11 protein-coding genes and 1 riboswitch are annotated in these 12,904 nt (G+C 67.6%); of the genes, 8 read left to right on the top strand and 3 right to left on the bottom strand.

The window, feature by feature from the left end:
• The first annotated feature begins 62 nt into the window (after positions 1 to 62).
• The 4 genes from B5Y19_RS25715 (at position 63) to B5Y19_RS13580 (ending at position 3,637) form a co-directional block, all read left to right on the top strand.
• Positions 63 to 341, top strand: a complete 279-nt coding sequence (locus tag B5Y19_RS25715; protein WP_139384387.1) for a hypothetical protein — start codon at positions 63 to 65, stop codon at positions 339 to 341.
• Positions 342 to 390: 49 nt separating this feature from the next.
• Positions 391 to 588 (top strand): hypothetical protein, encoded by a 198-nt coding sequence (locus B5Y19_RS13590; protein ID WP_055726660.1) that lies wholly within the window; start codon positions 391 to 393, stop codon positions 586 to 588.
• A 225-nt stretch (positions 589 to 813) separates the two neighbouring features.
• A riboswitch (TPP riboswitch) is annotated at positions 814 to 918 on the top strand.
• A gap of 80 nt (positions 919 to 998) precedes the next feature.
• Complete coding sequence (thiC, locus tag B5Y19_RS13585; protein WP_055726659.1) at positions 999 to 2,891, top strand: phosphomethylpyrimidine synthase ThiC; 1,893 nt, start codon at positions 999 to 1,001, stop codon at positions 2,889 to 2,891.
• Between the two features lie 5 nt (positions 2,892 to 2,896).
• Complete coding sequence (locus B5Y19_RS13580; protein ID WP_197282389.1) at positions 2,897 to 3,637, top strand: hydroxyethylthiazole kinase; 741 nt, start codon at positions 2,897 to 2,899, stop codon at positions 3,635 to 3,637.
• Positions 3,638 to 3,759: 122 nt separating this feature from the next.
• Here the strand turns inward: B5Y19_RS13580 and B5Y19_RS13575 are convergent, their stop codons facing one another.
• Positions 3,760 to 4,638 carry a hypothetical protein gene (locus B5Y19_RS13575; RefSeq protein WP_055726657.1) on the bottom strand — a complete coding sequence of 293 codons (879 nt, stop codon included), beginning with the start codon at positions 4,636 to 4,638 and terminating at the stop codon, positions 3,760 to 3,762.
• A 319-nt stretch (positions 4,639 to 4,957) separates the two neighbouring features.
• Between B5Y19_RS13575 and dnaK the strand changes: the two genes are divergently transcribed.
• The gene (gene dnaK / locus B5Y19_RS13570) at positions 4,958 to 6,871 is read left to right on the top strand and encodes a molecular chaperone DnaK (protein WP_055726656.1); all 1,914 of its coding nucleotides are present in this window, start codon (positions 4,958 to 4,960) and stop codon (positions 6,869 to 6,871) included.
• Between the two features lie 155 nt (positions 6,872 to 7,026).
• Positions 7,027 to 8,157, top strand: a complete 1,131-nt coding sequence (gene dnaJ, locus B5Y19_RS13565; protein WP_055726655.1) for a molecular chaperone DnaJ — start codon at positions 7,027 to 7,029, stop codon at positions 8,155 to 8,157.
• An 84-nt stretch (positions 8,158 to 8,241) separates the two neighbouring features.
• On the opposite strand, the gene B5Y19_RS13560 is transcribed toward dnaJ, so the two are convergent.
• The gene (locus B5Y19_RS13560) at positions 8,242 to 9,063 is read right to left on the bottom strand and encodes a helix-turn-helix domain-containing protein (RefSeq protein WP_055726654.1); all 822 of its coding nucleotides are present in this window, start codon (positions 9,061 to 9,063) and stop codon (positions 8,242 to 8,244) included.
• A 129-nt stretch (positions 9,064 to 9,192) separates the two neighbouring features.
• Here B5Y19_RS13560 and B5Y19_RS13555 point away from each other — a divergent pair, with 129 nt between their 5' ends.
• Both B5Y19_RS13555 and B5Y19_RS13550 read left to right on the top strand, forming a co-directional pair.
• Positions 9,193 to 9,627, top strand: coding sequence for a hypothetical protein (locus tag B5Y19_RS13555; RefSeq protein WP_055726653.1), 435 nt, complete (start codon positions 9,193 to 9,195; stop codon positions 9,625 to 9,627).
• Between the two features lie 71 nt (positions 9,628 to 9,698).
• Positions 9,699 to 11,900 (top strand): esterase-like activity of phytase family protein, encoded by a 2,202-nt coding sequence (locus tag B5Y19_RS13550; protein WP_055726652.1) that lies wholly within the window; start codon positions 9,699 to 9,701, stop codon positions 11,898 to 11,900.
• Between the two features lie 185 nt (positions 11,901 to 12,085).
• Here the strand turns inward: B5Y19_RS13550 and B5Y19_RS13545 are convergent, their stop codons facing one another.
• Positions 12,086 to 12,886, bottom strand: a complete 801-nt coding sequence (locus B5Y19_RS13545) for a MetQ/NlpA family ABC transporter substrate-binding protein (protein WP_055726651.1) — start codon at positions 12,884 to 12,886, stop codon at positions 12,086 to 12,088.
• Between the last annotated feature and the right edge of the window lie 18 nt (positions 12,887 to 12,904).

Below are 12,904 nucleotides of genomic sequence, written 5' to 3'. Positions count from 1 at the left end.
AGGGAACGACTGGCCGATGCGTCGGTTCCATTCCCGGAGGAACAGCCGATGGAGGTGCCGTCATGAGGAAGCTTGCACTGATCCTGGCCGGGTTGCTGCTGCCAACCCTATCCGTTTCGCTTCCGTTGCAGGCGCAGACAGCGGCTCCCACGACCAAGCAGCGCGCGCCGGGCGTGCCGGCCGCGCCCCAGCCGGGAGAGGCTGCCCGCCCGCCGGCAGGCGAGCGTGCCGCACCGCAGAGGGATGCCCGTCGCTCGCCGAACGACAGGGCACAGGCGGCGCCGGAGCCCAGCCGCGATCCGCCGATGCCGCGGGGCGTGCCATCGATCATCGCGCCCTGAACCGGCGCGATTCAGGATTTGGCAAGCACGACGCTCTAGCCTTGCCGGCATGAGCGACGCCGTTTCCCTTGCCCAGAGCATGGTCACGATGCAGGCCGCCGCGACGCAGCAGGCGTTGCAGGCGGAGATGCTGCGCCAGAATGCGCAGGCCGAGCAGGGCCTCGCCGACATGCTCCAGCAGAGCGTCGAGCAGGCCAAGGCGATGCTGCCGGCCGGCCAGGGCGGCCTCGTCGACCGCTCCGCCTGAGCCTTTCTCCTTAGAACCCATTCGGAAATATGCAGCCCTCATCCTGAGGAGCCGCGTCAGCGGCGTCTCGAAGGATGTTTCGGGAGGTTCTGGAGATATCTGGAACCTCCTTCGAGACGCGCCTGCGGCGCTCCTCAGGATGAGGGCTCCGGGACATGTCAGGAGACGGTCTGACCGGTATGCCCGCAGCCCGTTGCAAAGCGGCGGCGGCGCGCCTAACCTCGCAGCCGTTCCGAGGGGTGCCCGCAAGGGCTGAGATGGCTTTCGAAGCCGAACCCGTCGAACCTGATCCGGGTCATACCGGCGGAGGGACTGGAACGCGATCGCAAGGCGTGAAGCCTTGCCCGCAGACAGCGACTGAACCGCTTCCGAGCCCGGATCTCCTGACCTGTACCAAGGAGGAGATCCTCATGAATGCCCATACCAAGCCCCAGAAGACCAGCGCCAAGGCCGCGCCCAAATTCTCGGCCCCGACCGGCGTGACCACCGGGCCGATCATCGGCTCGCGCAAGATCTATGTCGCCGCGCCAGAGCATCCCGAGATGCGCGTGCCCTTTCGCGAGGTCGTGCTGACCACGGATGCCGAGCCGCCGGTGCGCATCTACGATCCTTCCGGCCCCTATACCGAGACCGACGCCAGGATCGACCTCAATGCCGGCCTCGTGCAGCCGCGCCGGGCCTGGCTCGATCAGCGCGGTTTCGAACAGGTGGCGGGACGCGCCGTCACCGCCGCCGACAACGGCAACATCTCGGCCGACCAGCTCGTGCCGGCATGCCCGGCGCAGCGCCCGATCCTGCAGGCCAGGCCCGGCCAGCTGACGACGCAGTACGAATTCGCCAGGGCCGGCATCGTCACCCCCGAGATGATCTATGTCGCCCATCGCGAGAATCTCGGCCGCGCCGCCATGCTGGAAGGTGCCAGGGAGCGCCATGCCGACGGCGAGAGCTTCGGCGCCAGCGTGCCGGAATTCGTGACGCCGGAATTCGTCCGTGACGAGATCGCGCGCGGTCGCGCCATCATCCCGGCCAACATCAACCACCCGGAACTGGAGCCGATGGCGATCGGCCGCAACTTCCTGGTCAAGATCAACGCCAATATCGGCAATTCCGCCGTCACCTCCGGCGCGGCCGAGGAGGTCGAGAAGCTGGTCTGGGCGATCCGCTGGGGCGCGGACACGGTGATGGACCTCTCCACCGGCCGCAACATCCACAACATCCGTTCCTGGATCCTGCGCAACTCGCCGGTGCCGATCGGCACGGTGCCGATCTACCAGGCGCTGGAGAAGGTCGGCGGCGATCCGATCAAGCTCGACTGGGAGGTGTTCAAGGACACGCTGATCGAGCAGGCCGAGCAGGGCGTCGACTACTTCACCATCCATGCCGGCGTGCGCCTGCCCTACGTCCCGCTGACGGCCAACCGCGTCACCGGCATCGTCTCGCGCGGCGGCTCGATCATGGCGCGCTGGTGCCTGGCGCATCACAGGGAGAGCTTCCTCTACGAGCGCTTCGACGAGATCTGCGAGATCATGCGCCGCTACGACGTCTCCTTCTCGCTGGGAGACGGCCTGCGCCCCGGCTCGATCGCCGATGCCAATGACCGCGCCCAGTTCGCCGAGCTGGAGACCTTGGGCGAACTCACAAAGATCGCCTGGGACAAGGGCTGTCAGGTCATGATCGAGGGCCCCGGCCATGTGCCGATGCACAAGATCAAGGAGAACATGGACAAGCAGCTGCGCGAATGCGGCGAGGCGCCCTTCTACACGCTCGGCCCGCTGACCACCGACATCGCGCCTGGTTACGACCACATCACCTCCGGCATCGGAGCGGCGATGATCGGCTGGTATGGCTGCGCCATGCTCTGCTACGTCACGCCGAAGGAGCATCTCGGCCTGCCGAACCGCGACGACGTCAAGACCGGCGTCATCACCTACCGCATCGCGGCCCATGCCGCCGATCTCGCCAAGGGCCATCCGGCCGCCAAGGTCAGGGACGACGCGCTCTCCCGCGCCCGCTTCGACTTCCGTTGGGAGGACCAGTTCAACCTGGCGCTCGATCCCGATACGGCGCGGGAGTTCCATGACGAGACGCTGCCGAAGGACGCCCACAAGGTCGCGCATTTCTGTTCGATGTGCGGGCCGAAATTCTGCTCGATGAAGATCACGCAGGATTTGCGCGCCGAGGTGCTGGCGATGGGCGAGAACGAGCGCAGCGCGCTGGAAGCCATGGCGGCGGAGGGAATGGCCGCCAAGTCGAAGGAATTCCTCGACAAGGGCGGCAGCATCTATCTACCTGCGGCCGAATGAGCGGGATGAACGACAGCTTCGACGCGGCCCGGGTCGCGTCGATCCTCGCGCGGGTGGCGAAACGCCGCCCGCGCATCCATTGCCTGACCAATACCGTGGCGCAGAACGTCACGGCCAACATGCTGCTCGCCTTCGGGGCGGTGCCCTCTATGGCGAGCCACCCCGAGGAGGTGGCGGCGGTCGCAGCCGGAGCCGGCGCGATCCTGGTCAATCTCGGGACGCTCAGCCCGGAAGGCGAGCGCGCCATCCCGAAGCTCCTCGCCATCGCGCGGGAGCGGGACATCCCGCTGGTGCTCGATCCCGTTTTCGTCGAGCTGTCGCCGCTGCGGTTGCGCCTGGCCGAGGAGGTGTTGAAACAGCCCGGCGTCATCGTCCGCGGGAATGCCGCGGAAATGGCCGCGCTCGATGCCGTCATGCAATCGGCCGGCGGTGTTCTGCGCGTCACGACCGGCAGGATCGACCGGATCGAAGGTGGCGAGCGGGTTCTCTCCGTCGCGCATGGCCATGAATGGATGGCCAGGGTCACGGGCCTCGGCTGCGCCTCCAGCGCGCTGGTCGCCGCCTGCCGCGCGGTCGAGCCGGATGCGGCGATCGCGGCGGCGGCTGCGCTGACCGCCTATGGCATCGCAGGCGAGATCGCAGCTGAACGTGCTGCCGGCCCCGGCAGTTTCGCGATGCATCTGATCGATGCGCTCGCCGGTCTCGACGAGGCCGCGCTGCGTGCACGGATGGGTTCCGCAGCCTGAACCGTCATTGCGAGCGAAGCGAAGCAATCCAGGGGGCCGGGCGGACCGTCTCATCCAAGTCCCCCTGGATTGCTTCGTCGCTATCGCTCCTCGCAATGACGGCAGGCGCTGACGGGAGAGGCCTACTGCGTCGGGGTGAGCGAGAGCGGTGCCGGCTTCGGTGCGGCACGCGGCTTCGGTTTCGCCGCGGGCTTGGGCTCGGTGTTGAGGCCGAGCCGGGCGCGCAGCGAGGCGGCGCGGGCTTCGGTGATCCGGGCGGCACAGAAGCCCATCTGGCCCTCGCGCTGGAAATCGCGGCAGGTCATTTCGCGCTCGGCCGAGAATCCGGCCTGCTCGCGGGCGATCGAGCGCTGCTCGACCGGGTCGGACTTGGCGGTCAGCGTGCGATAGCCTTCGCGCACGGCCCGTTCGGCCGCGCCGCGCGCGCGCTCGGTCTCCTTCGCCTGCCCGGCGACGATGCGCGCATCCGGCCCCCACAGCCCGCGCGGGTCGATGCGGCACTGCGCGGCCTGGACGACGCAGGGTTCGGCGGGTTCGACGACGAGAAAGGCGCCGTCCAGCACGTCGAAGACGATCGGGCAGATCGATGCTTCCAGCCGGTAGCGCGGCACGCCGGCCGGCCGGCCGAGAGCCGTGACCGGAACGGGCGCATCGCCGAAGGAGACGGCGCAGGGCTCGACCAGATTATCGGGCTGGAAGCCGTCGAGATTGAGCTTCATGCCGTAGCCGTCGGCGGTCTTGCTGAAGGTCGCCTCGCCGTGATTGCCGTTGCGGTGCAAGGCCTTGCCGAGGATCGCCTCCTCGCCGGCGATCTTGATGGCGGGCATGCTCGGCTGTCGCGGCGGGGCCGGCGCTCCGGGGGCCGACGGGGCGAGCTGGTGCGTGCCTGGCGCGTTGAACGGCTGGGCGCCGGGCAATTGCAGCGGCTGTGCCTGCGCACAGGCGACCGATGCGGCTGCGGCGGCCGCCAGGACGAGGGCGAAACGCGTCGATCGGCTCATGGCTGTCCATGCGCGAATGGATCGGCCTTCCTGCATGACGGCAGGGCCGCGGCGGCACAAGGGCGGCAAGGACACAGTGGCCGCGAAAACGCCGGTTCGGCTCCGCAGTCCGCCATCCCCGCTCCTTAATCGGCTCGCCTGTCTTGCAAGGGCGGGAACACCCTCACTATATACGCCGCCAAGGGGCGGTTTAACCACCGTCAAACGTGGAATGCCGGTTCGTTCGCCGCTGAAGCGGGGGCGGTCCGGTCCATGGGCCGGCCGGCGGCGGGAATGCGTCGTGGGTCGGCGATCTGCTCAATCGAAAGGGATCCCATCCATGGGTAAAGTCATTGGTATCGACCTCGGCACGACCAACAGCTGCGTTGCAGTGATGGAAGGCTCGACGCCGAAGGTCATCGAAAACTCCGAGGGTGCACGCACCACGCCGTCGATCGTCGCGATCACGGATGATGGCGAGCGCCTCGTCGGCCAGCCGGCCAAGCGCCAGGCCGTCACCAACCCCGAGCGCACCTTCTTCGCGATCAAGCGCCTCATCGGTCGTACCTTCGACGATCCGATGACGCAGAAGGACGTCAAGCTCGTTCCCTACAAGATCAAGAAGGCCTCATCGGGCGATGCCTGGGTCGAAGCCGACGGCAAGGACTATTCGCCGTCGCAGATCTCGGCCTTCACGCTGACGAAGATGAAGGAGACGGCGGAGGCTTATCTCGGCCAGCCCGTCACCCAGGCCGTCATCACGGTCCCTGCCTATTTCAACGACGCCCAGCGCCAGGCGACGAAGGATGCCGGCCGCATCGCCGGCCTCGAGGTGCTGCGCATCATCAACGAGCCGACGGCAGCCGCGCTCGCCTACGGCCTCGACAAGAAGCAGGCCGGCACCATCGCGGTCTATGACCTCGGCGGCGGCACCTTCGACGTCTCGATCCTCGAGATCGGCGACGGCGTCTTCGAGGTGAAGTCGACCAACGGCGACACCTTCCTCGGCGGCGAGGACTTCGACATGCGCCTGGTCGAGTACCTGGCGGACGAGTTCAAGCGCGAGCAGGGCATCGACCTGAAGAAGGACAAGCTCGCTCTCCAGCGCCTGAAGGAAGCGGCCGAGAAGGCCAAGATCGAGCTCTCGACCACGGCCCAGACCGAGATCAACCTGCCCTATATCACGGCGGATGCGACCGGTCCGAAGCACCTCGCCATCAAGCTCTCGCGCGCCAAGTTCGAGAGCCTGGTCGACGATCTCGTCCAGCGCACCATCGAGCCCTGCAAGAAGGCGCTCAAGGATGCCGGCCTTTCGGCGGGCCAGATCGACGAGGTCGTCCTCGTCGGCGGCATGACCCGTATGCCGAAGGTGCAGGAGGTCGTGAAGCAGTTCTTCGGCAAGGAGCCGCACAAGGGCGTCAACCCTGACGAGGTCGTCGCCATCGGCGCCGCGATCCAGGCCGGCGTTCTCCAGGGCGACGTCAAGGACGTGCTGCTGCTCGACGTGACCCCGCTTTCGCTCGGCATCGAGACGCTGGGCGGCGTGTTCACGCGCCTGATCGACCGCAACACCACGATCCCGACCAAGAAGAGCCAGGTCTTCTCCACCGCAGAGGACAACCAGAACGCGGTGACGATCCGGGTCTTCCAGGGCGAGCGCGAGATGGCGGCCGACAACAAGCTGCTCGGCCAGTTCGACCTGATGGGCATCCCGCCGGCCCCGCGCGGCATGCCGCAGATCGAGGTGACCTTCGACATCGACGCCAACGGCATCGTCTCGGTGACGGCGAAGGACAAGGCCACCAACAAGGAGCAGCAGATCAAGATCCAGGCTTCCGGCGGCCTCAGCGAGGCCGATATCCAGAAGATGGTGAAGGATGCCGAGGCGAACGCCGCCGAGGACAAGAAGCGCCGTGAGCTGGTCGAGGCCAAGAACCAGGGCGAGAGCCTCGTGCACTCGACCGAGAAGTCGCTGAAGGACTATGGCGACAAGGTTTCCGAGGCCGACAAGGGCGCGATCGAGACCGCTGTCGAGGCGCTCAAGACCGCGCTCACCGGCGAGGACGCCGAGGCCATCCAGGCCCGCACCAACGAGCTGATGCAGGCTTCGATGAAGCTCGGCGAGGCGATGTATGCGGCGAGCCAGGCCGAGGCCGGCGCGGCCGAGGGCGAGCCGGCCGAGGAAGCCAAGAAGGACGACGTCATCGACGCCGACTTCAAGGACGTCTCGGACGACAAGAAGAAGAGCGCGTAATCCGCGTTCGTCGCGGAACGCGACAGATGGCCGGGCTCGAGACCCGGCCATCTCGTTCCGGGGCGGTGTGAAGACAGGATGGACAACGCCTGTCGCGCATGGCCGGGCTGACACGCCCGGCCATGGCGCGTCAAAGGCAAGGGGCAGACGTTTCGATGTCGAAGCGCGATTACTACGAGATCCTCGGCGTCAGCCGGACCGTGACGGAGGTCGAGCTCAAGAGCTCCTTCCGCAAGCTCGCGATGCAGCATCATCCGGACAAGAATCCCGGCGACAAGGAAGCCGAGATCAAGTTCAAGGAAATCAACGAGGCCTATCAGGTCCTCTCCGACGGCCAGAAGCGCGCCGCCTATGATCGCTTCGGCCATCAGGCCTTCGAGAATGGCGGCGGTGCCGGCGGAAACGCCGATTTCTCCGATTTCATGTCGGACATCTTCGATTCCTTCTTCGGCGACGCCCGGCGCGGCGGGCCGCGCAGCGCCAATGGCCGCGAGCGCGGTGCCGACCTGCGCTACAATCTCGAGATCGGGCTGGAGGAGGCCTTCATCGGCAAGAACGCCTCGATCCGGGTGCCGACCTCGGTCTCCTGCGAATCCTGCTCCGGCACCGGGGCCAAGCCGGGCTCGAAGTCGCGCCAGTGCCCCACCTGCGGCGGCCATGGCCGCGTCCGCGCCAACCAGGGCTTCTTCTCGGTCGAGCGCACCTGCCCGACCTGCTCGGGCCGCGGCGAGATCATCGACGACCCCTGCAAGAACTGCCAGGGCGCCGGCCGCGTCACCCGCGAGCGCACCCTTTCGGTCAACATTCCGGCCGGCGTCGAGGACGGCACCCGCATCCGGCTCGCCGGCGAGGGCGAGGCCGGCCTGCGCGGCGGGCCTGCGGGCGATCTCTACATCTTCCTCTCGATCAAGCCGCACGCGATCTTCCAGCGCGATGGCGCCGATCTGTTCTGCCGCGTGCCGATCGGGCTGGTCTCGGCCGCGCTCGGCGGCGAGATCGAGGTGCCGACGCTTTCGGGCGAGCAGGCGCGGGTGAAGATCCCGGAGGGAACCCAGACCGGCAAGCAGTTCCGCCTGAAGGGCAAGGGCATGAGCGTGCTGCGCTCGCGCGATGTCGGCGACCTCTACATCCAGGTCGTGGTCGAGACGCCGCAGAAACTCACGATGCGCCAGCGCGAGCTGCTCGAGGAGTTCGAGCGCGAGAGCTCGCACAACAATCATCCGGAGACGGCCGGCTTCTTCGGCCGGGTCAAGGATTTCCTCGGCGGGCTCGGCGGCACGGCCTGAGCCATTGTGGCGCCGGAATTGCCGAAGGGACGCCGAGAGGCGGCCCTTTCGCGTTTTCGCATGCGATCCCGTCTGTGGCGTCGCCTAGGCCGTGCCGCTGCCGTTTGCGGCGAGGGCGTGCAGCGCCTCGGCCGTGGCCGCGTCCGCCGGGAAGAAGGTCTCCAGCGCGAGCTCGGACAGCGTGATGTCGACCGGTGTGCCGAACACCGTCGTCGTCGAGATCAGCGACAGCACCGTCTCGCCCAGCCTGAGCTGCATCGGCACGACGATGCCGGCTTCCACCTCGCTGTCGTGGTGGCCCTTCCCGGTGCCGCCGGGCTGCGGATAGTCGGATAGCTCGGTCAGGAGCGCGCCCAGCGTCGCATCTGCCGTCGCCCGCACCTGCTGGCGCAGCCGGGCCAGCAGATGGGCTCGCCATTCGGCGGAATTGACGATGAAGGGTGCGAACCCGTCCGGATGCAGCGACAGGCGCAGGACATTGACGGGTGGGCGCAGCAGCTCGGCATCGGCGACGAGGCCGAGCAGCCGGGTGACGGCGGTGTTGGCGGCGAGCAGCGTCCAGTGCCGGTCGACCGCGAGCGCCGGATAGGGCTCGTGACCCTTGAGGATCAGGTCGATCGCGCTGCGGGCGGCTTTCAGCGACGGGTCCTCCAGCGAGCGCTCCAGATAGATCGGCGCATAACCCGCCGCGAGCAGCAGCGCGTTGCGTTCGCGCAGCGGCACGGCGAGATGCTCGGCAAGCAGCAGCACCATCTCGCGGCTCGGGCGCGAGCGGCCGCTCTCGATGAAGCTCAGATGCTTCTGCGAGATCTCGGCCTCGAGGGCGAGATCGAGCTGGCTGAAGCGGCGCAGCTGCCGCCAGTCGCGGAGCAGGGCGCCGAGGGAGGGGGGGTGATGCGTGGTCATGGCAGGCAAGCTAGTGATCCCGGCGAGCCGTTCCAATTACCTCCCGCTTAATCGACGCGCTTTCCCGGAGCCGTCAGCATCCACGGCATCGACACCGGGCCGCCATGCCCAAGCCGGAAGGAAAATGCCATGTCGTTCATCCAGTCCTCGCCCCTCCTGCGCAACGCGCTCGCTCTCGATGCCGCCGCCTGCGCCGGCATGGGCCTGCTGCTCGCCACGGCCGCCGGACCGCTCGCCGCGCCGCTTGGCCTGCCGGAGGCGCTTCTGCGCGGTGCGGGCCTCCTGCTGCTGCCCTGCGCGGCGCTGCTCGGCTTCCTCGCGAGCCGCAAGGCGCTGCCGCGCCTCGCCGTCTACGCCGTCATCGGCATCAACCTCGTCTGGATCGTCGACAGCCTGGCGATTCTCCTGCTCGGCTGGTTCGCGCCGACCGGGCTCGGCATCGCCTTCGTGCTGGCGCAGGCCGCCGCCGTCGCCATCGTCACCGAGCTGGAGGTGCTCGGCCTCCGGCGCTCCGGCGTCGCCCTCCTTTCGCACGCGGATGGCGAGAGCCCGGCGCTGCGGTGACGGATCGTCATGCGGCTGTCGCATGGGCTGATTAGCCGACGGGCCTCTGTTTCCGTCAGCGGTGAGAATCCATGCGCCAGCCCTTCGTCCTCGCGGCTCTCGCCGCTGTCCTGCTCAGCGGCACGGCCGTGGCCGAGCCGCTGTTCAACCGGATCGCCACCTTCTCCGTGCCGCAGAATCTGCCGGCCGATCGCGATCCGGCGAAGAAGACCGTTTCCGAGATCATCGCCGCCAATGGCGACGGCACGCTGCTCGCCTATACCGACGCCGAGCAGAAGGCGCTCGGGCTCATCGACATCGCCGATCCCGCCAATCCCAAGCCTGCCGGTTTCGTTCCGCTCGAGGGCGAATCCACCTCGGTCACGATCCTCGGCGACAAGGCCTTCGTCGCCGTCGTCACCTCCGGCGACAATTTCAAGGAGCCGGCCGGCCATCTCGCCACCGTCGACCTCAAGACCAAGCAGGTCGTCGCCAAATGCGACCTCGGCGGCCAGCCCGACTCGGTCACGCTGACCAAGGACAAGGGCAAGATCGTCATCGCCATCGAGAACGAGCGCGACGAGAAGCTGAACAAGGGCGCCCTGCCGCAGCTTCCCGCCGGCAACCTCACCCTGATCGGCATCAAGGACGGCGCCATCGACTGCGCCACCCGCCAGCTCGTCGACCTGACCGGCCTCGCCGCCGTCGAGCCGACCGATCCGGAGCCGGAATTCGTCGACGCCAATCATGACGGCCTCGTCGTGGTGACGCTGCAGGAGAACAACCACATCGCCGTCGTGGACTCGAAGACCGGCAAGGTGGTGGCGCATTTCCCGGCCGGCACGGTCGACCTCAAGAACATCGACAAGACCCGCGACGGCCAGATCAAGCCGGTCGAGGAGCTGAAGGGCGTCGCGCGCGAGCCCGATGCCGTGCGCTGGCTCGACAGTGACCGCTTCGTCACCGCCAATGAAGGCGACTGGAAGGGCGGCTCGCGCGGCTTCTCGATCTTCCGCAAGGACGGCACGGTCGAGTTCGATTCCGGTTCGGATGTCGACCACATCGCCATGCGGCTGGGCCATTATCCCGAGAAGCGCTCGGGCGCGAAGGGCAGCGAGCCCGAGGGCATCGAGGTCGCGACCTATGGCAACGATCGCCTGATCTTCGTCGGCCTGGAGCGCGCCTCGCTGGTGCTGGTCTACAGGGACGAGGGCGCCGGCAAGGCGCCGCGCTTCCTGCAGGCCCTGCCGACCGGCATCGGCCCGGAGGGCCTGCTCGCCATCCCGCAGCGCGACCTCTTCGTCTCGGCTTCGGAGACCGATGTCGGCGCGAAGGGCGGCGCCCGTTCGGCGGTGATGATCTATCGCCGCGCCGAGCAGGCCGCTGCCTATCCCACCATCCAGTCCGAGAACGAGAACGGCCTGCCGATCGGCTGGGGCGCGCTGTCGGGCCTCGCCGCCGATCGCGCCGCGCCGGGCAAGCTCTTCTCGATCACCGACAGCGCCTATGCGCCGTCCCGCATCCTGCAGATCGACGCGACGCAGAAGCCCGCGAAGATCACCGCCGCCATCACCGTGACCAAGGACGGCCAGCCGGCCGCCTACGACCTCGAGGGCATCGCGACCCGCGAGGGCGGCGGCTTCTGGCTGGCTTCGGAGGGCAATCCCGAGAAGAAGGACGCGCCGCTCGCGGACATCCTGCTGCGCGTCTCGGCCAAGGGCGAGGTCGAGGAGGAGATCCGTCTGCCGGAAGCCCTGGCGAAGCACGCGGTCCGCTTCGGCCTCGAAGGCGTGGCGGTCACCGGCAGCGGCGCCGAGGAGACCGTCTGGCTCGCCGTGCAGCGCGAGTGGAAGGACGATCCGAAGGGCAAGGCCAAGCTCCTGTCCTACAAGCCGGCGACCAGGGAATGGGGCGTGCTGCATTACCCGCTGTCGCAGCCGGCCGCGGGCTTCTGGATGGGCCTCTCCGAGCTCGTCGTCCTCGGCGATGACCGCTTCGCCGTGATCGAGCGCGATAACGGCTTCGGCGCCAAGGCGGTGAAGACGCTCCAGACCTTCTCGGTGAAGGGGCTGAAGCCCGCGGCCATCGGCGCTGGCGAAATCCCGACCGTGACGAAGACCCTGCTGCGCGACCTGACGCCGGACCTGATGAAGGCCGGCGGCTATGGCCTCGACAAGGTCGAGGGCATGACGGTCGACAAGGCCGGCAACCTCTTCGTCGTCACCGACAATGACGGCGTCGACGATTCCTCCGGCGAGACCCAGTTCTTCGCTTTCGGCAAGATCGGGAACTGAGTGAGCCGACCGCGTCATTCTCGGGCGAAGCGAAGCGCAGACCCGAGAATCTCATGACCAGAGCATGCTGGTTTCCGAGATGGTCGGGTCAAGCCCGACCATGACGAGCACAACAAAAAGCCCGGATGCGCGAGCATCCGGGCAGGTGCCTGGCCGATGATCGAAAGCCAGGTGGGAGGAGAGGGTTACCAGCCGGCCAGCACGGCGCCCTTGTAGCGCTCGGCGATGAAGCTCTTGATTTCCGGGCTGTGGTAGACGTCGACCAGCGTCTTGACCCAGGGCTTGTCCTTGTCGGTGGCGCGAACCGCGATCAGGTTGACATAGGGGCCCTTGGCGTCCTCGCGCAGGATGGCGGAGGTCGGCTCGATCTTGGCGTCGACCGCGTAGTTGGTATTGATCGCGGCGGCGGCGACGTCGGCCAGCGAACGCGGCGTCTGGGCGGCCTCGAGCTCGATGATCTTGAACTTCTTCGGATTGGCGGTGATGTCGGCGACGGTCGGCTTGAAGCCGACGCCGTCCTTCAGCTTGATCGCGCCCTTGTCCTGCAGCAGCAGCAGCACGCGCCCGCCATTGGTCGGGTCGTTCGGGATGGCGATGGTGGCGCCGTCCGGGATCTCGGCCCAGCTCTTGTACTTCGACGAGTAGATGCCGATCGGGAAGTTCACGGTCAGGCCGACCTTGACGATCTTGTAGCCGCGATCCTTCACCTGGTTGTCGAGATAGGGCTCGTGCTGGAAGGAGTTGGCCTCCAGCTCGCCGGCGTCGAGCGCCTGGTTCGGCACGACATAGTCGGAGAACTCGGTGATCTTGAGGTCGAGGCCCTTCTGCGCCGCGAGCGGCTTCACCTTCTCCAGGATTTCGGCATGCGGGCCGGGCGTGACGCCGATGCGGAGCACCTGATTCTGCTGGGCGAGGGCGGGGCCGGCGGCGAAGGCCAAGGAGAGGCCGGCGGCGAGCGCGGCGCGGCGGCTGAACGAGATGGTCATGATGCGGTTTCCTTCGAT

The sequence above is a fragment of the Allobosea thiooxidans genome (assembly GCF_900168195.1).
Lineage (GTDB): Bacteria > Pseudomonadota > Alphaproteobacteria > Rhizobiales > Beijerinckiaceae > Allobosea > Allobosea thiooxidans.
This window is presented reverse-complemented; position numbering and strand designations above follow the sequence as displayed.